Source organism: Mesorhizobium sp. AR07, from assembly GCF_024746815.1.
GTDB lineage: Bacteria > Pseudomonadota > Alphaproteobacteria > Rhizobiales > Rhizobiaceae > Mesorhizobium.
Map to the genome: position 1 here is coordinate 5,661,309 of NZ_CP080525.1, position 21,743 is coordinate 5,683,051.

Sequence of the window (21,743 nt, forward strand, 5' to 3'; positions counted from 1 at the left end):
CGAGCTCGAATGTTTCGCTCGCTGATTAATAAGCAGAGCCAATAAATCATGTTGAAAAATGTATTTCTAGGGCGGTGGCTTCGTACCTAACATACGTCCCAACGCCGCGATTTACGACGGCACTATAAAGGGGACACGCATGACCACAACTTATGAGCGCGCTAGCCTACTCATTGACTCAAATGACGAGGATGACCTCGCGGCACTTGGTTATACTCAAAAACTTCACCGGACGATGAGTCCGTTTACGTCTTTCTGTTTGGCATTTTCAATGGTGTCGATCAACACCGGTGTTATTACTCTGTTCTCAGATCCGTTCAACCGGGTTGGCGGGTTTGGCGTGTTGCTTTGGTTTCTGGTCATTCCGTTTGTCTCCTGCATCGTACTGGTTTACTCGCATTTGTCGGCCCGTATCCCAGTCACCGGCTATGCTTATCAGTGGTCCAGCCGCCTCGTGAACAAGAGCTATGGTTGGTTCACAGGCTGGATTGCCATGATCTCGTTCATGGCTGGCACGGCCGGTACGGCGGCAGCCATCGGTTCAGTTTTTGCCCCTGAGATTTGGGCTAATCCGACGCAGGTGCAGGCGCTTAGTATCTCGGCGACAATTGTCGTCTGCGCGATCAACATCTTCGGCATCAAAGTCGCTAGCAAGATAAACGACGTTGGGGCGGTTGTAGAGTTGCTCGGAACTGTTGTCTTGATGGCCGGACTTATTGTCGGTGTCTTTTTCGTCTTTGGCGACAGCCAGGGCTTCGGCTTGTTGGTTGACACCACGCCGGCCAGCGGAGAGCCGCTGTCGCTGACAACGTTTGCGCTTGCGATGTTGCTCCCAGTCAACGTGTTGCTGGGATGGGAGGGCGCCGCGGATCTGGCAGAAGAGACCCTGGATCCGCGCCGCGCCGCTGCACAGGCCATGATCCGCGCCGTTGCCGTGTCTAGCATTTTCGGGGTTGGTCTCTTCGCGTTGCTTGCCCTGGCTATTCCTGGCCCCGTCGCGGACTTTCTGGCGCATCCAGAAAACCCGGTCATTGCCATCGTTCGGCTGCGTTTTGGAAACTTTGCCACCCTTCTCATGCTGTTTGTCGCATTCGCCTCGATTTTCGCGTGCCTGATCGCCAACATGGCAGTTGCCACGCGGATGATCTACGCCTTGTCACGTGACAAAATGCTCCCCGGTTCCAAGCATTTGATGGGGGTCAATGAGCGCACGGGAACGCCTGTGGTTGCAATTATCGTGGTTACTGCCATCGCGATTGTTATGAACGTTGCCAACGGTGGGTTTGTGGCCGCGATCTACTCGATGGTTGGTCTGACCTATCTCTTGACCCTTGTTGGTGCATATATAGCCCATCGTGGCAGGCGCATTCCGTCGGCACCGATTGACGCCTTCGGCCTTGGAGCCTGGCTTGTTCCGACCATCGGTGTGGGCGTTCTCTGGACTCTCGTTGTCATTGCGACGTTCTCAATTCCTGACGAAAGTCACCCGGGGGCGTTCATGACGATGTTTATGCTGGCAATCGGTGCCACGTGGTGGCTCTTAAAGCTGCGCGGTGATCTTTCCACGGGAAGGGCGGGCCCGCCGGACCTAGCTCCGAAGAAGCTATAAAGCACGCAGTCACAGTCGCAACCATGGGGCCGCGCCTTCATTTTGGAGGCGCGGCCTTGGCGTTTGTATCGTAAGCGCGCAGCCGAGGCCGTTCAGGCCTTGTAATTCCAGGGCATGAGCTGGTCGATTTGGGAGAGATGGGCAAGCGGTTGGCGATGCGCTCGAGGGTCTGGGTGAGCAAGGCGAGCGGATCGACGTTGTTCATCTTGGCGGTCTGCAGAAGGGTCGCGACAGTCGCCCACGTGCTTCCACCGCCGTCGCTGCCGGCAAGAGCGCATTCTTTCTGACGATGGTCTGGGGTCTGATTGCCCGCTCGACGATATCGGAGTCGATCTCGACACGGCCATCGGCGAGGAAGCGTTCGAGGGCAGCCCGCCTGGAGGCAGCGTAGCGGATCACCTCAGTTTGATTTTCCCGAGATCCGCCGCAGCTCCTTTTCCCTGCGCCTGAAGGGATCGGCGACGATGGCGGCGGAACGGTCCTGACGGGCGGCGCCGCGTGCGGCAGGAACAGGCCGCGAACCTCCTCCTCGACGGACCAGAGCTTGGCCATGGTGGTAACGCTCTGCGTCGCGACCTGGGAACTGCCGTTGGTGTGCAGCTCGTAAAACCGGCGGCGTAGCCGTGTCATGACTAGTGACAAAGTGTGAGCTGTCGAGGGGTCGACCACCGATGGAGGTCCGCTTAGTTAAGACCCTCCATGCATCGCACAAAGATATCGATAGCACTCGCAGCCTCCTTGCTATGTGGATTGGCCGTGGCCTGGGTCGCCGCATCGTCATACGCGCCTGTGAGCCCGGCGGTGGTTACGCCGATCGAAGCTTCCAGGGCGACGACGGCCAGGACAAAAATGCGATAGCCGCGTCCGCGAGTTCTACGGCCGGTCCACCAACCGCTTCGACGGGAACGAGCCGCTCCAGCCGGCACCATCGATTGGCCGATAGACTCTCTGTGTTGGGCGATGCCATTGGACGCAGCCGGGAAACAAAGGTCAGCTGTCAGCACGAACGGCTTGGGGCAGAGCGCCGTGTGCCTTCTTACGGGTTTGGTGCTATATTATCGCAGTGACCCTGCCTGCCGCATCGAAGCGACAACCGACCTGCGCTTGCCGGACTTCGACGCCACCCTGTCGTGCGTAGTCTATTCGCACCTTGATCGGCGCCGTGAGCGCACCCCCACGTCGATGCAAGGCGCCTGCGCTAACTGCCTGGACACGGACGCCGCCAAGCGGCTTCGCCGCGGACATGATCGCCGCGCGGCAGGCTAGCACGACCGCGGCCGGCGTGCCGGGTTTCGCTTTCAGTGGTTCCAGGGATCCAAAGGGATATCCCTTGGTGAGGTTGCCGCCGCTGGCCTCGGAAGGCCTTAGAACGGGTGGCAGGACGATCGATTGCCTGGCGGTCTTGGCAAAGACAGTGGCCGTCTTGGCAGAGCCAGTGGCTGTCGTGGCGGAGCCAGTGGCTGTCGTGGCGGAGCCAGTGGCTGTCGTGGCAGCGGCCGGACTCCCGGGAGCGGCCGCCGATCCGTTCTCAGCGGACGGATTGGCGCCCAGGCCAACACCCGTCGAAAGGCTTCCGCTCGTGCTGCCGACGTTGCCGCTGGCACTGACGCCGGCGCCGAGCGATCCACTATTTGCGCCGACCGAAGCTCCGACGTTCGCTCCGCCTACACCGTCGACGCTCGTGCCTACCCCGACCGATGCGCCTTGCGAGCCGGCGCTCACTCCAGCACCGACCCCGAGGCCGCCGACCTTACCGCCTAGACCTGCATCGAGAGCCGAGGCAGGTCCGGTCGCGATACCGATCGCCAACGCGGCTGCGAAGTATTTTTTCATTTCTCATCCTCCCCTGCGGCATGCATTCCGCTCACCTGTCTTTCACTGCGCAGGTGGTCGGGTTGGGAGCAACGCGGCGGGAAGAGCGATGGTTGCCAGCATAACAGGTTGCGATGACTTTGGGCCCTTCACTTTATGTTTTTGCGGCAAGCCCGGTTTGCGGGCTGGTCGAGCGTCCGAACGCGGTAATGAACTTGCGAGTGCGCTTGTGGGGGGACGTGCTTTAGGCGCGCGCTCCACGGCCGCGGTCCGACGCTTATCCCTAGCCATGTCGATTTCCTCACGCGCGGCACTGAGGCTGCGGGCTAAACCGTTGGCCCTTTCACGCTCTTGATCCAGCGCCGCACTCAAGTCCATCGAGTCCTGCCTGAAGGCATCGCGTTCCTTGCGAGCAATGTCGAGGTCACGTATGGCTGAATCCGCTCGTTCACGTTCCAGTGCGAGTGCTTCTCCAGCTTGGTTTGAAGCTGCGTCGGCCATCTGCCGGTCCTTCACGGCCTTGGCCTGCTCCACCGCGGCCAGATTCGCGCCTGTCTTGAGAGCATCGATCGTTTGACGAGCCGTGGCGAGTTCTTGTTCCAGGAGCTCAACCTTATGGCGCTCCTCATCAAGCGCCTGGTTCGCAGCGGCGTCGGCCACTTGCCGGTCCTTCACGCCCTTGGCCTGCTCCGCTACGGCCAGATTCGCGCCTGTCTTGAGAGCATCGATCGTTTGACGAGCCGTGGCCAGTTCTTGTTCCAGGAGCTCAACCTTATGGCGCTCCTCATCAAGCGCCTGGTTCGCAGCGGCGTCGGCCATCTGCCGGTCCTTCACGCCCTTGGCCTGCTCCGCTACGGCCAGATTTGCGCCTGTCTTGAGAGCATCGATCGTTTGACGAGCCGTGGCCAGTTCTTGTTCCAGGAGCTCAACCTTATGGCGCTCCTCATCAAGCGCCTGGTTCGCAGCGGCCTGAGAGGCATCCGTGGAGGGGTGCGCTTCAGGCATCGCACCTTTCTTGCTGTCCCAGAGACTGGCTTCCGCCCTGAAATTTTCGACGGCACGCTGCGCCGTCTCCAGATTGAGCGTGAGCGCTTCGTCTGTTTGCTGCTGCTCTTTCAGGGCCTGCGCTTGCTTGGCCAGCTCAGCTCGTGCGGCGGCCAATTCGCGGCGTAAGGCCTCCTTATCCTCGCCGGGCGCCGTTTGCGCGCCCTTGAGTGCCTGTGCTTCACTGAGCGCAAGATTGGATATGTCGGTTCCGACCGCGCCGGGTTGCGCGTTGCCCGGTTCTTTCGCGATATCGGTGTGGTCCGAAACCACGACCGACGAGCCGCTCTTAGCCGCAGCTACCGCTGATGTTTCGGGCGCCAGCTGGCTATTCGCCGGAGATGCCAACAGCATAACGAGGAGTGACGGAACGAGGGACAGCATGGCGTTACACCCCCTGCCACGTACCCCGTGAAGTAAAATCAAAGGCCGTCGTTTAATAAAGGTGAAGTCGCAGCGTAGACATTTTGACCTGGTACCCTGCAAATTAGTCATCACTTGATCCCACCTTGTCGCGACCCTCACCGCGATCCTATTCTCCACTTGATTCGAGCTACGGCGCTGGATCGCGCACCAAAAAGGTCAATGCTATCAAGCGCCCTCGGCAACGCCAAAGCACCTGATAGGGCGTAGAGGCTATCTCCTATTTTGTCGTCATTCGAACGAACGGAACTTTCGTTCATTTACCCTTGGGTTGTCTGAGACTCGGCAAAGCTGCCAGCTCAATGCCCCAAATTGCTCTGTCTGGTCACTCCAGAACCTCGGAAATGCTGGAAGGTGACAGCCTAATGTTCCCGCTGTTTCTTGCAGAATTGGCCGGTCGCCTCGGCAATGCCAGACGCCAAGCGCACGGCCTTGGGCACCGTTAGGCGAGCGTTGAGCAAGTCCGGAAGCGAAGTGGTTTATCCAGGCTCGACGGAATCGCCCTTGTGGGGACTCGGATCGGAGCCCTAAGCCGCATCGCCGAACCGGTTCGCATCTTCAGCCGTTCTAAAAAGGGCGTAGCGAAGCGGCTATTCTACTGTCGCGTTGCAGCATCACCGCGTCGAGCCAATATGTTTGCGCCCCGACGACTCCGCCATGTGGAGCAGCACCCTGTTGCGTCCGGTTTGCTTGGCAAGATAGAGTGCAGCATCCGCCTGACGCTGTAACTGCTCCGGTGAGATGGAGTCGTCAGCCTTCTGAACTGCAACACCAATGCTGAGGGTGACGCGGCGCGATACACGGGATCCAGGGTTGGGAAAAGCGGCGGCCTCAACGCTCTTACGAATTCGCTCAGCCACAGAGACGGCCTCTTCCTCATTCACCCCTGGCAGGAGCAAGAGGAACTCTTCGCCGCCGTAGCGGGCCACGTGATCGCGGTCGCGCCTGACGTTTTCCTGAATAATCTTGGCGACCTCAACCAGACAGCGATCACCCTCGGCATGGCCAAGGTGATCGTTCAGCTTCTTGAAGTGGTCTATGTCGCACATCAGCATCGCGGCGCCATTGGGGCAACATCTGCCACTTCCCCATAGGTGGTCGAGTCGTTCCGTCATCCAGCGCCGGTTGGCGATGCCAGTGAGCGGATCGGTCCTCGCCAGGAGTTCCAATCGATCGTTCGCTTTCGCCAGTTCGGCGACCCTGTGCCGGTCGCGAAGCTCAAACAGGAACGTCTTCTGCGCAAGAATTGTCATGATGCGCCGCGCGGCAACCGTTGCGAAGATACCGCTGGCGAAAAACAGGGTCGCAGCCACGGCGCTGCCAAGTTCGATAGCCGGGTTCTGCAGCTGAAAAACGAGATAGAGACCGAGCGCCAAGGCGGCAATGGTCACCGTCCAGGCCAGCGGGATGCCGAAGATGATAATGGCTGTAATGGCCACGAACAGCATGATGTTCAAATGCCGTTCGTAGAACTCGCCACCAGCGCTTACACCGACCAACGCAACTGACAACAGGATGAGGAACATGCCTGCGATCAGCGAAGCCGTTTGGAGCCAGGGGGCCTGCGGTTTTCGCCAGATAAGGACGACGGCCGTAGCGACGGGCGGAACGATGGCGCCAGGCAGCAGCATGGATAGCGCGACCCCCCTTGGAAGGATCAGCATGTTGAGCGCCAGGGTCAGCACATCCAACAAAGCCACCCAGACCATCCAGGCGCGGATGATCTTGGCCGTTTGCGACCATATACGTGCTCGAAACAGGCGCTTGATCTCGCCTTTGAGGCGGATATCGCGCGTGCGCCGGGCCAGAAGTCGGTCGACTTCTGCAGCTATGGCAGGGTCATCCTGCGCGTCGAGATGCATCCGATCTGGCACAATCGAGGGGTCCTTAAATCGCTTTCTCCTGACATCCATTCGACGCATCCGGTCGTCGGAAATGGGAAAGCATGCCATTTTATCCTGAAGATTTGATTTCTATCAGGAGCCGATTTGATATTCACTTGGACTCCGGGTGTGCAGAGCCATTGGCCAGTCAATTCTCAGGATGAATCTGGAGAGTGATAGGAACCCGGAACAGCTCTTGCCGGCTGTCGTCGCGGACTTCGATCCTCAGAGCGCCTCGGAAAGAACCTTCGGGCAATATCTCGCTCGCGATCTCGATAAGGGCTTTCATCGGCTCGTTTCGAGCTGACTCGATGCTATGAAGCTCTATCCCTTCGCCGTCAGGGAAGCTCTCGCCAGTGTCGCAAAAATCGAAAAAGCACAGGACAAAAAGCCCAAAAATTCCAGGTCGACAAAATGTTCAACGAACGCTTAACAAGATGCCGCGCGGTCATGCCATATCATCCCGTCATCCGGGCGAGCCAGGATCGAAGTGTATGATTCATGCGAACAGTGCGCGGTAGAGACTATCCAGCTTTTCATCGATCTCAGCCCGCTTGATCCCGACCGCCTTGGCATCGGTGAATAGGTTATGCGTGGTTTCGGTTATCGAAGCGACATCCGCTTTCGCCGTCTCCGGAACATTGACGTTGATCCATTGGTGAAGGAAATTGATTTCGCGCGTGTTCATGCAGCCTTAAATCCGTCTGTTGGTTCCCGCGTCCGCTCGCACGATGTGATCAAAAGTCTGGCAAAATTTAACGGACCCGCAACTGCAAAGCTTAACTGACCTGCAACTCGCGACGATCTATTAGTAAAGTAAGCGGTTAGCTGATGGCGTCTGGCTTGAAGTTCCAGGGCATGAGCATTTCGATTTCGGCTACGGGCCAGCGCTGAGCGATGCGGGTCAAGGTCTTGGAGAGCCAGGCGAGCGGATCGACGTTGTTCATTTTGGCCGTTTGCAGAAGTGTGGCCACGGTCGCCCAAGTTCGTCCACCGCCCTCGCTGCCGGCAAATAGGCTGTTTTTACGAGTAATTGCCTGGGGCCTGATGGCGCGCTCGACGATGTTGGAGTCGATCTCGATGCGACCGTCCGTCAGAAAGCGTTCAAGCGCCTCTCGTCGGGTGAGCGCATGCCGGATTGCCTCGGCGGTTTTGGATTTCCCGGAGACCTTGCCCAGTTCCTTTTCCCACTGCTCGAAGAGGCTCGCGACGATGGCCGCGGACTTTTCCTGACGCAGCGCAGCGCGGCTGTCCGCATCCTTGCCGCGGACCCCGTCCTCGACCTCCCACAGTTTGCTCATGGCTGTGACCGAAGCCGTCGCGCCCTGCGAGATCCCACTGATATGCAGTTCGTAAAACTTGCGCCGCAGATGCGCCCAACATCCTGCGAGTTTGATCGTTTCGTTGCTGCCGGATTTGGCACGCGCCTTGAGCAGGTGGGTATAGGCCGAGTAGCCGTTCGGAACGCTTGCCTTATTGCGCACGCTCCAGCACCTTCACGATCGACGTGAGGTTGGCGATCCGCTCGTTGGCGCTTCTCTCGACGGCCGTCAACCGGGCGACCTCCGCCGTCGCTGCCGCAAGCTGAGCTTCGTTTGCAGCCCGCTCGCTGGCCATCGCGAGGATCATCGCCTTCAGCGTATCGGCGGAGCGCCGGCCCGAATGAGGGCGAGGCGTGCCATCGCAACGCGAGTTGAATCAGGGAGGGCGTCATCATCCCGTAATATTCACTACACATACTAAAGGCATGTAGCGATATCGACATGAGGGTGAAAAATGGGTGCGTCACCGCTTTTGGCCGCTGTACCAACGTCCGACCGGGCGCCATTCGCCGATCGTGTGGCCGAGTCAATTGGTCGATTGTCGCCCGCCGAGCAGCGTGTCGCGCGTTGTCTGGTCGAGCAGAAAGATGCGGCTCTGCTGGGTTCGGCGGCTGCGATCGCGGCCTTGGCGGGAACGAGCGATGCAACCGTTGTGCGGACTGTTCGCTCCCTTGGCTTCGATGGCCTCTCCGATCTGCGGCAGACGCTGCTTGCCGATATCATTGCTACCCCTACACCGAGCGCCCGGCTTCGCCTCACGCTCGAAGGTGCGGGCGACGACAGCGCGCAGGTCCTCGACCATGTGATCGGGATGCACGAAGAAGCGCTCGCGGCGATGAAGACCCCGCCCTTTCAGGCCAGCTTCTCGCGGTCGGTCGACATCCTCTTTGCCGGCAAAAGACGGCATGTCTTCGGAGTCGGCCCGTCTGGGGCAGTCGCTGATTATGCGAGCCTGCAATTCAACCGCATCGGTCTCGCTTCGACCGCACTTTCGGCCTCGGGAGTGGCGCTCGCGGACCGGCTGCTGGCGCTTGGCGAAGGCGACGCCGTCCTGATGATCGCCTATGCCCCTCTCTATCGGGAGATCGAGATCGTCATCGAGCGCGCCCGGCAACTCGGCAACCCCATCGTCCTTGTCAGCGACAGCCTTGGCCCTTTCGTCGCCGAACACATTGCGGAAGTCCTCCCGGTGCCGCGTGGACGGGCGGATCATTTGGCCATGCATAGCGGCACGATGGTGCTGATCGAGGCCATGATCGTCGGCTTGGCGGCGCGCGATCGTGCCAAGGCGATCGCAAGTCTTGAGTCGCTCAGCAGTCTGCGGGGAACAATAGACAAGGCCTGGCTCAAGCGCGGCATAAGTCGAAGTAAAATTTAATAATATGACTTTTCATTTAAAGTAGTGTCATAAACATCGTATAAGATGAACACGTCAAATTATATCCAACACTACACGTATGGAGACAGAGATGAAAAGTGTTATTCTTGCCGTGCTATCGTCAGCTTTGATGCTGGGCACCGCTGTGCGGGCCAGCCAGGCCGAGACTCTCGTTGTTTATACCGCGCTCGACACGGCGGACGCGGCTGCCAAAGCCTTCACCGAGAAGACCGGCATCGATGTCAATCTGGTGTCTCTGAGCACCGGCGAGCTTCTCGGCAAGGTGTCGGCGGAAGGCAACAATCCCAAATTCGACATCCTGTGGGTCGAAGGCTCAGCCGTCATGAGCCGGCTCGCTCAACAGGGTATCCTGAAGCCGGAACATGGCCTCACCACCAAGGCAGATTATACCGCGCTTGGCAAAAAACTTGTTCCCGGCAGCGAGGCCTTTTTCCCGATCTCGGTGTCGACGACGGCAATCGAAGTCAATACCAAGAAGATCGGTACGCTGCCTCTACCGACATCATGGGCCGATCTCCAGAATTTCGCCGGCTCTGTCGCCGCCAAGGATCCGAACCTCTCGGGTCCTGCTTTCCAGTGGCTGTCCGGCTACTTTCAGACGGTCGGCGTCGACAAGGGACAGGGCCAGCTTGAGAAAACCCTGACCAACAAGGCGTTAAGCGGTCTTCAGAGTGGTGAAACGGTCAATCGCGCCGTCATTTCCGGCGATGCGAAGATCGCCATCCAGCAGGACAGCACGATCTACGATCTGATAGCCAAGGGCGAGCCAATCAAGGTCGTCTATCCCAGCGAAGGTGTGACCGCGCTTCCCTCGACTGCCGGTGTCGCGACAGCCAGCAAACATGAGGAGGCAGCAAAGGCGTTCATTCAGTTCCTGCTGACTACCGAGGGCCAGAAGGCCATGCTGACGACCGACGGCGGCGATGGCTACTTCGCGCCATTGATCACGGGCGTCAAGGGCAACGGTGCGCGTGTCGACAACACCGCGTCCTGGGCAATCCTCGATGACGATGTCGCAGCGAAGAATGAGGCGGCCTGGAAGCAATGGTTCCGCGACCAGTTCGTTCCGTGAGGCAATCGCTTCGAACTGCGGCTTAGGACAATCTAGTTATGGCGCGGGCGTTTGACATCTCCGTAGAGCGCTGGGGCAGCGGCGTCGCCGCCCCGGCGCTTTGGGCGGTCGCCTTCATCCTGATCGGCCTGCCGCTTGGGCTGGTTGTGGTCCAGGCTTTCCTGCCGGGGCTGTTCGACCTTGCAGGGCCGAGCTTCGTCCCCTCGCTTGATGCCATCAGCCGCCTTGTCACCTCGCCCCGTCTGGCGCGGGGCATCATTGATACGGTGGTGCTCGGCGTCGTCGGCGCGGTCCTTTCAACCGTGGTCGGCACGGCACTGGCGCTCCTGCTCGCATTGACCGACATTCGCGGCAAGAGCGCTTTTTCCGCCCTGCCTTGGGTGGTGTTCGCAACGCCAAGCTATTTCAAGGGCCTTGCCTGGGTGCTCCTGATGTCGCCGGGCGGATATTTCGTTGGCCTCGGTCTCGTCAGTCCGGCAACCGGCAGTGCCTTCTTCGGCCCGGCTGGGCTGATGATGGTGATGGCTTTTTCACTGTTTCCCATACCGTACTTCATCGTCGGATCCCGCCTTGAGGGGCTCGGCGGCGAGTTCATCGACGCAGCGCGTGTCGCTTCGGCTGGACCGTGGCGGATCGTGCTGCGGGTCGTATTGCCTATGCTCGTGCCGGCCATTGCCTTGGCGCTTCTCACGACCTTCGCGGAGGTCGTCGGCGATTTCGGTATTGCGACGACAATCGCGCGGTCGATGAATTTCGGGCTGATCACCTACAATATCTACGCCGCGACCGCGAACTATCCCGTTGATTTCGCTTCCGCGGGGGCACAGGCCCTGGTTCTCGTCCTGCTCGTAGCCGGCTCGATTGTGGTAGCCGGCCTGATGGGCGGCGATCGTACGACGACTTTCGTCACTGGCCGCAATCGCTCGCTTGCCCGCTTCCACCTTGGTGCCTGGCAGGCGCCGGCGCTGGCCCTGATGGCGCTTTTTACGATAGGCTCGGCGGTCCTCCCGCTGATAGCGATCGTCTTGCGCTCGCTCACTGTCTCGCTCGGCGGGGGTCTTGCCCGGTCCAATTTTTCGCTCGCCGCGGTCCGAACAGTCTTTGATGTTTCGAGCATACCCGGCCAGGGCCTCGTCTGGAGCGTGGTCTACGGTCTTGCGGCCGCTGTTCTCGCAGTCGCCTTCGGGTTGATCTTCGCCTACCAGATATCGCTCGCCAGCCGCACGACCCGCCTCGTGGCGTCGGGCCTCGCTCTGACAACGGTGGCGCTGCCGGGTATCGTGCTCGCCTTCGGCTATATCCTTGTCTATGACCGGCTGCCCGGCTTCAAGGATGTGCCACTCTATGGATCGCGGCTGCTTCTCGTCATCGGCTACGCAGCAACGGCGCTGCCCTATTGCCTGATCTTGATGTGGTCGGCCCTTGGGCGCCTGGGCGGGTCGCTGCATGAAGCCTCGCGTCTCGCCGGTGCTTCACCCGGTCGCCATCTGGTCAAGGTGGTGCTGCCGCTTATCGGCAGCGCCATACTGATCGCTTTCGGCGTCACGACAATCCGCTCGATCTTCGAATTGCCGATGTCGCAATTCCTGCTTCCGCAAGCAGGTCCGCCCGTCCCCGTGGTCATCGTCGACGACTTCACCCAAGGCCGCGACGCCGTAGCTTGCGCGCTCGCCATCGCCACCCTTGGCGTCGTCGCGGCAATCGGCGTGCTCACCTCGCTCGCCAGGGGACCCAAGACTTTGTCGCAAGGAGATTCATAGGTCATGACGTCCTCCATTTCGCTGCCTTCCGCTCTCCAATGCTGCAACCTGGTCAAGATGCTCGGCGACAAGACCGTGCTTGCGGCACTGGACCTCGTGGTCGCCCGGGGCGAAGTCGTCTCGCTCGTCGGTGCGAGCGGTTCGGGCAAGACCACACTGCTGCGGGCCATCGCGGGCCTGGTGACGCCCGATAGCGGTGAGATCTACCTGATGGGTGATCCGGTCTGGTCGAAGCGGCACCGCGTGCCGGCTGAGCGCAGGCAGATCGGCTTGATCTTCCAGGATTACGCTCTTTGGCCACACATGACGGTGGCGCAGAACCTAAGCTTCGGCCTTGAGGCCCAGCATATGAAGAGCGACGAGATCAAGCGGCGCGTCGACCATGCGCTCGACGTAACGCGTCTCGGCGCCTTGCGGGGGCGAAGGCCAAGCCAACTCTCGGGTGGACAGCAGCAGCGCGTCGCGATCGCGCGGTGTCTGGCCGCGCGGCCGCAAATTCTGCTTCTTGACGAGCCTCTCAGCAACCTCGACGCTGCACTGCGCGACGATCTTCGCTCCGAGATGGTGCGGTTGATCCGTGCCGAGGGCATCAACGCCATCTATGTCACGCATGACCAGGCGGAAGCCATGGCGGTCTCGGATCGCCTCGCGGTCATGGATCGCGGCACGATTGCCCAATTTGCAACGCCGCAGGAGATCTACGAGGCTCCGGCTAATGCGTTTGTGGCACAGTTCCTCGGCGGTTTCTCACTGCTCAAGGGACGGACCGAGAACGACGCCTTCCATGCCGAAGGTGGCACGATCAGGCTACGCCATCGCTCGCCTTGCGCGAGCGGCGATGGCGTGCTTGTCGTCCGGCCGGAGGATTGCCGGCCCGCGGCCAGCCATCCCGAAAACAGGATTTGCGGCGAAGTGATCGACAGTGCCTATCAGGGCCGCTGCTGGCGGCTGATGATCAAGGTCGCCGCCGACATCATCCGCCTGGACTGGCCCACGCGCGAGAACCCGGGCACCGTGATCGAATTCTCGCTGCCGCCAGACCGTTGTACCGTGCTTTCGAACTAAGCACCCGGTAGCCGCTCTTACTTTTTGTGGGAAAACTTGATGACAAACATAACCACCATCTCATCGGCAATCACCGCGTCATTCCTTGGCTCCTTCGTCGAGGTCGTTGAAGCCTTCACCATAATCCTCGCCGTCGGGTTGTCGCGGAATTGGCGATCCGCTTTCATCGGAACAGCGCTGGCGCTTGCGGTTCTGGCGGCGCTGATCATCGTACTTGGGCCGCTGCTCGGCCGGATACCGATCGAGATTCTGCAATATGTCGTCGGTGTTCTGTTGATCCTGTTCGGCATCCGCTGGCTGCGCAAGGCGATCCTGCGCGCCTCCGGCTACATTGCGCTCCACGACGAGGCGAAAGCTTTTGCGGCAGAGACCGATGCGTTGCAGCGGGAGGCTGATGACCGGCGCGCAGATTTCCTCGCCGCGTTCGCTGCTTTCAAGGCGGTGCTTCTGGAGGGCGTCGAAGTTGTTTTCATCGTGATCGCAGTCGGGGCTGGAAACGGCCTGCTTGGCTATGCCAGCCTGGGCGCAGCTGCGGCTTGCGTGCTTGTCATCCTGATCGGGCTTCTCATACACCGCCCACTGTCCGTGGTGCCAGAGAACACACTCAAGTTCGTCGTCGGACTGATGCTGACGTCTTTCGGGATCTTTTGGACCGGCGAGGGACTCGGTGCCGCATGGCCAGGAGCCGATCTGGCGATTCTGGCTATCATGGGCATCCTTGCTTTGGTCGCCCTCGCAGCTGTCCGTATTCTTCGCGACTTTTCCACCGCAAAACTTGAGCCCAAATCGCCATGAACGTCATCCGTACCGCGGTCTCTGAATTCTTGGGCCTGTTTGTCGACGACGGCAGCCTGGCGCTGTTTGTCATCATACTGATCATGCTTGTGACAGCCGCAGTGAAAATGGAGATCATCTCGCCTCTTATTGGCGGAGGGGCTTTGCTTCTGGGCTGTATAGTGGTCTTGTCCGAAAGCCTCTATCGAGCCGCTAAAAAGCGATAGAGTGCGGGAGCATTACCCGCTACCATGTCGATGCCATCGCAGCTCGTTTCGTCATGAACCCCGAGACCCTTGACGTGGTCGTCGCCTCAAATCTCTTTGGTGACATCCTGACCGATCTGGGCGCAGCCATTCAGGGCGGGCTGGGCTTTGCCCGTTCTGTCGTCGAAAAAAGGGCTTGAGAGATATTCAAACGTCAGAACGAACAAGACCCGGCTAGCTTGCTGCCGCAATCTCAGGCCGCAGACGATTGTTGATCACAGTCGTTACTTCCGATTGGTTCTGACTCGCCACTCTGCAGCAGAGCAACGAAGTCGCGACTGCTAACGCGAGCATTCGAAATACGTCAGGTTGTCCCAAGTCGGGGCGACCCCATCGATCGCTGGCGAGGGTTCGAAGAGATGCATGCAGCGTCCTCAAGCCTCATTGTTGGCTTCTGTCGTTGCTTTTCCAGGTTCTGCCAATTTGATCGCGGGGACTATCTGCGCCGATCCACCGTGATCCGCTTCATCACGCATATTGGGTTTCGCAATCTTGCCCATGCGCGCGGAATTTTCCAGGCTGAGCTTCGGCGTCGTTTGAACTAATAGCGACGTCTGCACCGCCTTGCCGAGATTGGATGTGCGGAACCTCAACTGGAGTCGTCATTACTGGGTGCGCGGCAGTGCGCGTGCGGATCCGCAGACAACGAGGATCGACTTGTCCCAGCGATCCAGCTCGCCGCTTGGATAGAGGATTGCCTTGCCGATTTTGAGGAGGGAGGCCCGATCCGCATGCAACGCCAGTTGCGAAGCGTCCCTTCGCTCAGCTGTCCGCGGCAGGGAGCGATGACTTCTTCAGGAGTGAGGTAGTTTGGGTCAGGCGTAGGTAACAGGGTTGTGCAACAGCTTGTTGCACATCTGCAGAGCTTTAAGATGTACCGATTGATGCCCTTAGCCGTCCAATTTTGAAAACGTGGCAGCCGGGCTTCGGCTCATCGCAAGGAACCGTTCTCCGCTTCCATCTCTGCGATGTCTTGAAATCTGTCAGCGATCCGTGCGTGCACCCGTCCGCCATTGGCTGCTCCAATGGCAACAAGCACTTCGTCGGCACCTGGCGCGTCGGCGATCTGGAAATTTGCGGTCAGGAAGTGCGATCGCCTGCCGTTCTCGCTCTTGTGCATCATCGGCAGCGACAGCAATGCCCCGGGCGCGTTGCGCGTATTGCAGAACTCGAGATAGGTCGTGCCGCCAACTGCATCACGGAACAGATTGCCGAACCGCAGCGTGTGGATCAGCGCCGAGGCATGCTCGATCTCGCCGTTGATGCCGACCGCCGCGGCCTTGCCGTAGGATTCGATCTCCGCTGGCGGCATCAAGGCGATCAGGCGCTGGGTGAGTTCGGCGCCGACCTTCGGGGCGATGGCCAGGATATCGGGACGAAGATTCTCGACGAAGCCTCGACCTGCCCATGGGTTTTTCAACACCGCGGCGACGACGATTGCGGTGACCGGCTTGCCGGCGGCCTTTCCGCCTTCGACAAGAACCTCCTCGATGAAGGTGCAGATCTTCCTGATTTCCATTTGCTCCGCCGGCCCTTCCTGTGCAGAATTTGGATGTCAGGCTAGGAAACGGCTGGTCGTGCGTCTTCCTCCGCTTCGGAGGAAAATCCGGATGTCTCGCTATCGGAAGACGTGTAGCTTCGGAAGGTCCCGAATTGCTTATATTCGGCTCTCAACATGCTGGCAGGAACAAACCGGAACGTGAATCACCCGTCGCAGATCCTCTCCTTGCGGGATGCAGCCAGCCTGATCAACTCGGGCGGCGACCTCGGCACAGTGCTGCGCGATTTGGTGCTCGCCGCGTGCCGGCACGCGAAGTGGACGATGGGCTCGATCATGAGCATCGACGCGCCGCACGGCCACGCTTACGTTATCGTTCGTCACGATCCAACGTTGATCCAGCGCTCGCTCCCCGACCGCTGGGAACTCGCAACCAGTCCGTCAGTTATCGCGCTGCAACGCAACGAGCCGGTCTACATCCGTGATGCGCGTGTCTCGGAGGAGTTTTCCGGCTATCGCCGCGAAGCCTTCGAGCGGGACTACCGCAGCGTTCTCGTGATGCCGATGAACTGCGTCGACGAAGCCGGCCGGCCGATGGTGCTCAGCGTCGTTTCTCGCGAAATCATGGATGTCAGTGCCGACGATCTCGCCTTCATTGGCATGATCGTCCATCTCGGTGAGATCGCGGTCGAGAAACAGCACAAGCTGCGCGAGGAAAAGCGCGCGGCGGAACGGCTCCAGAAGGCCTTGCAGGCACATACATCACTGCTGCAGCAGGCGTTGGCGGAAAGCTCGGTTTCTTCGCTTGCCAGCAAGATCAGCGCGCTTGTCCCCAATCCGGTGATCGTGGTCGATTTCTCGGCGAACCTGATCGTTGCCAGTCGCTCGCCGAGCGAGAAACATTTCGACGATGCGGCCTGGCAGCTTGCCGCGAACACGACCTTGCACCGGCAGATCATGAAGGTCGCTCGGTCGGCGGTGGATCTGCCGCAGAGCGAGGCCCATACTTTCTTTCTCGACGACGGCACGCGCCGTCTGCGCGTCACCGCGAAAATTGAACCGCTGAGCGTCGACGCGGAAGCCGTCGGCGCGCTGGTCATCTTCACCATGCAACAGCCGTTCAGCCAGCTGGACCTGCTCTTGCTCGACAGCGCCAAATTCGCGCTCAGCGTCCAGATGATGCGCAGCTTCATCCGCTTCCGTTTCGAAACGCGCACGCTGACGGACCTGTTCATGGAGGTCGTCGAGCATCGTTGGCACGATGCCGCCGATGTGCTGCAGCGGGCACAGCGACTTGGCATCGGGCTGGCGTCACCGCAGCAGATGATCGTCATCGATCTGCCTGAGGCCGCGCAAAGCAGCGCCGGCCGTTCGGTCGATCCGCATCATGCCGTGATCCGGCTGCTGCAGCAGAGTTCGGTCGCCGCGGGCATCATCGTCGTCGACAACGGCCTCGTCTGTCTGATCCCGCCCGAACTGGGCGATGACAAGGAGCGTGTCAGCAAATTGCTGCGCAAGATCGCCGAGGAACTGGGGCGCTATTTCGGCCAGAAGCCGTTTGTCGTTCTTTCCGGGCTCTGCACAAAGCTCTCGGACTATCCGGCGGCGTGGGACCGCTGCCGGCGGATGATCCGCATCGGCCGCTCATTCGGCCGCACCGGGGTGTTTGCCAGCCAGGATTTCGGTCCGCTGCCGATGCTGGTCGCGGCCGCCGATGTCGAGGATGTGCGCGGCTTTGTGCAGGACAGCGTCGGCGCGATCGCCGATCATGATCGCCAGCACGGCACACCGTATATGGAAACGCTGTTCTCCTATCTGCGCGAGGGTTGCCGCAGCCAGGCCTGTGCCGACGCGATGGGCTTGCACGTGACCACCTTGCGATATCGGCTGGCACGCATCCAGGAACTGTTCGGCGTCAATCTCGAAACGCCCGAGCGGCGTTTTGCTTTTGAACTCGCCATCCGCTTGCGCGAAGTCATCGACAGCCGCGGCTCCACAGAAAAATAACATCAGTCCAGTCTCCGCCGAACGGACAGTTTCCGGCTCGGGAACACGACCCTTGCTGGTCGGACCGCGCCTTGGCCTCTTGCTCGCAAACACAGCAGTGCCTCCGGTGCCTGTTCCTCTCAACAGGAGGAAGAATGGGCCCGAATGAGCGGCTAACGTTTCGTGCAATCCGAGAGGGAACACGAGGCCAGATGCTGACGACCCCGCAACCAACGATCGATCCGATTGCCCTCAGAAGGGCATTCGGAACTTTCGTGACCGGCGTTACGGTCATCACCACCCGCGACAGCGACGGCACGCCGCGCGGCATGACCGCCAACTCCTTCACCTCGGTCTCGCTCGATCCGCCGCTTCTGTTGGTGTGCGTTGGCAAGGCGGCGGCGAGCTACTCGGCGTTCAACGCTTCCGATTCCTTCGCCGTCAACCTGCTGCATGAGGGGCAGACCGACGTCTCGGCAGTCTTCGCCTCCAAGGCTCACGACAAGTTCGGGTCCGTCAGCCATGACCGTGTCCATACCGGCGCGCCGATCCTCAACGAGTGCCTGACCTGGTTCGACTGCACCGTGCACAACCGGGTCGATGCCGGCGATCATGTCGTGCTGATCGGCGCGGTGCAGGCGTTCGGCACCAGCCCCTCGGCGCCGCTCGGCTTCTGCCGGGGGCGCTATGCGTCCGTGAAGGATCCGCTGCCGCCGGGCTGGCTTGCTTCGCACAGCATGATCGTCGGCTACCTGATCGAAGCGGATGGAAACATCCTGCTGCGCTCCGACGGCAAGGGGGGCTGGGTGCTTCCCAGCGCCAAGAGCCGGAAGGCGGAAAACGAACTCAAGCTCGAAGGTGGCGATGCGCTCACGTTGCTGCCGGACGAAACGTTCCTCTATTCGGTCTTCGATGTCGCCGACAGCGATCCTGGCTACCTCATCTATCGGGCTCGTCTCTCTGGCACCTCGGGCGCCTTCACCATGCCTGCGGGGTTCCGGTTCTTTCCGCTCGCGGATCTTCCATACGAGGACATTCCAGCCCGCGAAATTCGCGCGCTGCTGCGTCGCTACAGCCGCGAGCGGCGCGACGACTCCTTCAGCATCTACATGGATTCGGGCGATGGCGGCCGTCTTGCCCGGATCGACGGTGGCTCGCAGCCATGGACACAAGGCCCCCAGGACGCGGAACAGGAAAAGCCATGAAAACGACCGTCGCATCGCTCGAGAACTCCCGCCAGACGCTTTTCATCGGCGGCAGCTTCGTCGCCCCCAAGAGCGGTCAATATCTCCCGAGCTATGATCCGACGGCCGGCGAGCCCTGGTATGAACTGGCCGAGGCTGACGCATCCGATGTCGACGCCGCCGTGGCCGCCGCGCGGGCGGCCTTCGCCGATCCGGCATGGCGGCGGATGACGCAGACCGATCGCGGCAAGCTTCTGCATCGCCTCGCGCAACTCGTGCTGGCCCATGCCGACGAGTTGGCGCTGATCGAGACGCGCGACAACGGCAAGCTGCTCAAGGAAATGCGGGCGCAGATGCGCGCCATGCCGGATTCCTACAGCTATTTCGCCGGTATGGCCGACAAGCTGCTGGGCGACACCATTCCCGTCAACAAGCTCGACATGCTCAACTTCAATCTGCGCGAGCCGCTTGGCGTCGTCGGCATGATCACGCCCTGGAATTCGCCACTGATGCTCCTCACAGGGACGTTGGCGCCTTGCCTTGCGCTCGGCAATACCGCCGTCATCAAGCCTTCCGAGCACGCCACGGCCTCGACGCTGGCGCTGGCCGAGTTGATCATCGAAGCCGGTTTTCCGGCTGGCGTCGTCAATGTGGTGACCGGCACCGGCGCCAGTGCGGGCGAAGCACTGACACGCCATCCCGGCATCGCCAAGATCGTCTTCACCGGCAGCACGGCCACCGGCCGGCGCATTGCGACAAATGCGGCGGCCAACCTGGTTCCCTGTCAGATGGAGCTTGGCGGGAAATCACCGCATGTGGTCTTCGCCGACGTCGACATCGAACATGCCGTCAACGGCGTCGTGTCGGGCATATTCGCGGCGGCGGGCCAAAGCTGCGTCGCGGGATCGCGATGCTTTGTCGAAGCCAGTGCCTATGACCGGTTCGTGGACGCGCTGGTCGAGCGCACCAGGCGGGTCAAGGTCGGCCATCCCATGAACGATGATACCGACATCGGGCCGCTGGCGCTCTCGGCCCAACTCACCAAGGTTGAAGCCTATGTCGCGTCGGGTGTGCGGCAGGGAGCCAGGATCGCCGCCGGCGGCCGCCGGCCGCAATCGCCGGACCTCGGCGGCGGCTGGTATTTCGAACCGACCGTCATGGTCGACGCTCGCAACGATATGGAGTTCATGCAGGACGAGATTTTTGGGCCTGTCGTCGGCGTCATCCCGTTTTCTTCGGAAGAGGAGATGACCGCGCTTGCCAATGATACGCGCTATGGACTGGCTTCCGGCATCTGGACCAAGGACATCGACCGCGCACTGCGTTTCGCTCGCAACGTCGATGCCGGAACCGTCTGGATCAACACCTATCGTGCTTCCTCCTTCATGTCGGCGAATGGCGGCTTCAAGGAAAGCGGCTACGGCCGCCGCGGCGGCTTTGATGTGATGCAGGAATTCTCGCGGCTGAAGAACGTGGTGATCGATTACTCCGGGGCCATGCAGGACCCGTTCGTCATCCGGCTGCGCTGAGCTTCATCCAAGCCCGATCAGAAACGTCAAACGGGATAAGAAAATGAAATTTGCAGTTTCGCTGACCATGGAGCGTTTCTCGCCCGAAGTACCGATGGCGACGGTCAAGAACAATCTGCTCGAATTGGCTGTCATGGCCGACGAGGGCGGGTTCGAGACATTGTGGACGGCGGAGCACCATACGATCGAATGCACCATCTCGCCCAATCCGCTGATGACGCTGACATGGCTGGCGCAGCACACCCAGCAGATCAGGCTTGGCACCTCGACCCTCGTGGCGCCGTACTGGAGCCCGATCCGGCTGGCTGGCGAAGCAGCACTTTGTGATCACCTGACCGGCGGCCGGCTGGAGTTCGGCATCGCTCGCGGCTCCTACCAGTATGAGTTCGACCGCATGGCCGAAGGCATGCCGCAGCAGGAGGGCGTCGCCTATCTGAAGGAACTTGTACCGGCCGTGAAGAAGTTGTGGGCCGACGACTACGCGCATGATGGCCACTACTGGAATTTTCCACTCGCTGCCGGAGTGCCCAAGCCGCTGCAGAAGCCGCATCCGCCGATCTGGGTCGCGGCGCGTGATCCGGGGACGTTCGACTGGGCCGTCGGCATCGGCGCGAACATTCTGTCGACGCCGCTTTCCGCACCGGCCGCCGAAATCGCCGTGCTTGGGGAAAAGTTCCGCAAGGCGGTTGCCGATCACCCGGAAGTGCCCCGTCCGCGCCTGATGATGCAGCGCCGCACCTGCGTCTACGAGAGGCCTGAAGAGTGGGAAGTCGCGGTCCGGCACGCCATCGACTACGGACGTTCCTTCGAGAACCTGTTCCAGAACATCGGCACGGTGAAGAACGGTTTCCCCGAAGTGGTCCCTTACGAAAGCGTCAAGGGCAAGGACAACTACAATCCCGAAAGCATCCGGAAGAACCTGATGTTCGGCACGCCGGACGAGATCATCGAGAAGCTTCAGGACTACGAGACCGCGGGCGTCGATCAATATTGCCTTGGGCTCACTTTCAATCTGCCGTTCGAGCTGCAGAAGAAAACGATCAGACTGTTCGTCGACGAGGTCATGCCGCATTTCGCGGCGCGCGACCGCACCCTGGCTGTCGCGGCGGGGCGTTGA

General features: G+C 60.5%; 21 protein-coding genes and 2 pseudogenes. 12 read left to right on the forward strand and 11 right to left on the reverse strand.

What is annotated here, in order from left to right; genetic code table 11:
* The first annotated feature begins 139 nt into the window (after positions 1–139).
* Positions 140–1,609, forward strand: coding sequence for an APC family permease (locus BPNPMPFG_RS28160; protein ID WP_258591847.1), 1,470 nt, complete (start codon positions 140–142; stop codon positions 1,607–1,609).
* A gap of 37 nt (positions 1,610–1,646) precedes the next feature.
* On the opposite strand, the gene BPNPMPFG_RS43220 is transcribed toward BPNPMPFG_RS28160, so the two are convergent.
* The 9 genes and pseudogenes from BPNPMPFG_RS43220 to BPNPMPFG_RS28195 all read right to left on the reverse strand — a co-directional run bounded on the left by BPNPMPFG_RS43220 (position 1,647) and on the right by BPNPMPFG_RS28195 (position 8,400).
* A complete protein-coding gene (locus BPNPMPFG_RS43220) occupies positions 1,647–1,814 on the reverse strand; it encodes a hypothetical protein (protein ID WP_413776810.1) in 168 nt (55 codons plus the stop codon).
* Positions 1,811–2,239, reverse strand: a complete 429-nt coding sequence (locus tag BPNPMPFG_RS28165) for an IS66 family transposase (RefSeq protein ID WP_258591848.1) — start codon at positions 2,237–2,239, stop codon at positions 1,811–1,813. The genes BPNPMPFG_RS43220 and BPNPMPFG_RS28165 overlap by 4 nt, the downstream gene beginning before the upstream one ends.
* Before the next feature lie 420 nt (positions 2,240–2,659).
* Complete coding sequence (locus BPNPMPFG_RS28170; protein ID WP_258591849.1) at positions 2,660–3,442, reverse strand: hypothetical protein; 783 nt, start codon at positions 3,440–3,442, stop codon at positions 2,660–2,662.
* Between the two features lie 42 nt (positions 3,443–3,484).
* A complete protein-coding gene (locus BPNPMPFG_RS28175; RefSeq protein ID WP_258591850.1) occupies positions 3,485–4,849 on the reverse strand; it encodes a coiled-coil domain-containing protein in 1,365 nt (454 codons plus the stop codon).
* Between the two features lie 653 nt (positions 4,850–5,502).
* Positions 5,503–6,750: a GGDEF domain-containing protein gene (locus BPNPMPFG_RS28180; RefSeq protein ID WP_258596952.1), complete on the reverse strand. Its 1,248-nt coding sequence runs from the start codon at positions 6,748–6,750 to the stop codon at positions 5,503–5,505.
* Positions 6,751–6,919: 169 nt separating this feature from the next.
* Positions 6,920–7,171, reverse strand: coding sequence for a DUF6894 family protein (locus BPNPMPFG_RS43225; RefSeq protein WP_413776888.1), 252 nt, complete (start codon positions 7,169–7,171; stop codon positions 6,920–6,922).
* Positions 7,172–7,270: 99 nt separating this feature from the next.
* The gene (locus BPNPMPFG_RS28185; RefSeq protein WP_258591851.1) at positions 7,271–7,459 is read right to left on the reverse strand and encodes a DUF768 domain-containing protein; all 189 of its coding nucleotides are present in this window, start codon (positions 7,457–7,459) and stop codon (positions 7,271–7,273) included.
* A gap of 136 nt (positions 7,460–7,595) precedes the next feature.
* Positions 7,596–8,231 (reverse strand): annotated as a pseudogene (gene tnpC, locus BPNPMPFG_RS28190) (IS66 family transposase); the annotation flags it as partial.
* 13 nt (positions 8,232–8,244) lie between these two features.
* Positions 8,245–8,400, reverse strand: coding sequence for a hypothetical protein (locus BPNPMPFG_RS28195; protein ID WP_258591852.1), 156 nt, complete (start codon positions 8,398–8,400; stop codon positions 8,245–8,247).
* Positions 8,401–8,631: 231 nt separating this feature from the next.
* Here BPNPMPFG_RS28195 and BPNPMPFG_RS28200 point away from each other — a divergent pair, with 231 nt between their 5' ends.
* From BPNPMPFG_RS28200 to BPNPMPFG_RS28230, 7 genes and pseudogenes are all read left to right on the forward strand, one after another.
* A complete protein-coding gene (locus tag BPNPMPFG_RS28200) occupies positions 8,632–9,471 on the forward strand; it encodes a MurR/RpiR family transcriptional regulator (protein ID WP_258591853.1) in 840 nt (279 codons plus the stop codon).
* 91 nt (positions 9,472–9,562) lie between these two features.
* Positions 9,563–10,564, forward strand: coding sequence for an ABC transporter substrate-binding protein (locus tag BPNPMPFG_RS28205; RefSeq protein WP_258591854.1), 1,002 nt, complete (start codon positions 9,563–9,565; stop codon positions 10,562–10,564).
* A gap of 38 nt (positions 10,565–10,602) precedes the next feature.
* A complete protein-coding gene (locus BPNPMPFG_RS28210; protein ID WP_258591855.1) occupies positions 10,603–12,324 on the forward strand; it encodes an ABC transporter permease in 1,722 nt (573 codons plus the stop codon).
* Positions 12,325–12,327: 3 nt separating this feature from the next.
* Positions 12,328–13,389 carry an ABC transporter ATP-binding protein gene (locus BPNPMPFG_RS28215; protein ID WP_258591856.1) on the forward strand — a complete coding sequence of 354 codons (1,062 nt, stop codon included), beginning with the start codon at positions 12,328–12,330 and terminating at the stop codon, positions 13,387–13,389.
* 39 nt (positions 13,390–13,428) lie between these two features.
* The gene (locus tag BPNPMPFG_RS28220; protein ID WP_258591857.1) at positions 13,429–14,184 is read left to right on the forward strand and encodes a COG4280 domain-containing protein; all 756 of its coding nucleotides are present in this window, start codon (positions 13,429–13,431) and stop codon (positions 14,182–14,184) included.
* Positions 14,181–14,390, forward strand: a complete 210-nt coding sequence (locus BPNPMPFG_RS28225) for a hypothetical protein (protein ID WP_258591858.1) — start codon at positions 14,181–14,183, stop codon at positions 14,388–14,390. The genes BPNPMPFG_RS28220 and BPNPMPFG_RS28225 overlap by 4 nt, the downstream gene beginning before the upstream one ends.
* Positions 14,391–14,401: 11 nt before the next feature.
* A pseudogene (locus BPNPMPFG_RS28230) lies at positions 14,402–14,548 on the forward strand (isocitrate/isopropylmalate family dehydrogenase); the annotation flags it as partial.
* Positions 14,549–14,803: 255 nt separating this feature from the next.
* Here the strand turns inward: BPNPMPFG_RS28230 and BPNPMPFG_RS28235 are convergent.
* Together BPNPMPFG_RS28235 and BPNPMPFG_RS28245 are read right to left on the reverse strand one after the other, a co-directional pair.
* On the reverse strand, positions 14,804–15,022 hold the full coding sequence (locus BPNPMPFG_RS28235) for a hypothetical protein (RefSeq protein ID WP_258591859.1): 219 nt from the start codon (positions 15,020–15,022) through the stop codon (positions 14,804–14,806).
* A gap of 338 nt (positions 15,023–15,360) precedes the next feature.
* Complete coding sequence (locus BPNPMPFG_RS28245) at positions 15,361–15,948, reverse strand: amino acid synthesis family protein (protein WP_258591860.1); 588 nt, start codon at positions 15,946–15,948, stop codon at positions 15,361–15,363.
* A 180-nt stretch (positions 15,949–16,128) separates the two neighbouring features.
* Between BPNPMPFG_RS28245 and BPNPMPFG_RS28250 the strand changes: the two genes are divergently transcribed.
* From BPNPMPFG_RS28250 to BPNPMPFG_RS28265, 4 genes are all read left to right on the forward strand, one after another.
* Entirely contained in the window at positions 16,129–17,934 is a 1,806-nt protein-coding gene (locus BPNPMPFG_RS28250) for a helix-turn-helix domain-containing protein (protein WP_258591861.1), read from the forward strand.
* Between the two features lie 191 nt (positions 17,935–18,125).
* A complete protein-coding gene (locus BPNPMPFG_RS28255) occupies positions 18,126–19,118 on the forward strand; it encodes a flavin reductase (protein WP_258591862.1) in 993 nt (330 codons plus the stop codon).
* Entirely contained in the window at positions 19,115–20,626 is a 1,512-nt protein-coding gene (locus BPNPMPFG_RS28260) for an aldehyde dehydrogenase (RefSeq protein WP_258591863.1), read from the forward strand. The genes BPNPMPFG_RS28255 and BPNPMPFG_RS28260 overlap by 4 nt, the downstream gene beginning before the upstream one ends.
* Before the next feature lie 43 nt (positions 20,627–20,669).
* Positions 20,670–21,743: an LLM class flavin-dependent oxidoreductase gene (locus BPNPMPFG_RS28265; RefSeq protein WP_258591864.1), complete on the forward strand. Its 1,074-nt coding sequence runs from the start codon at positions 20,670–20,672 to the stop codon at positions 21,741–21,743.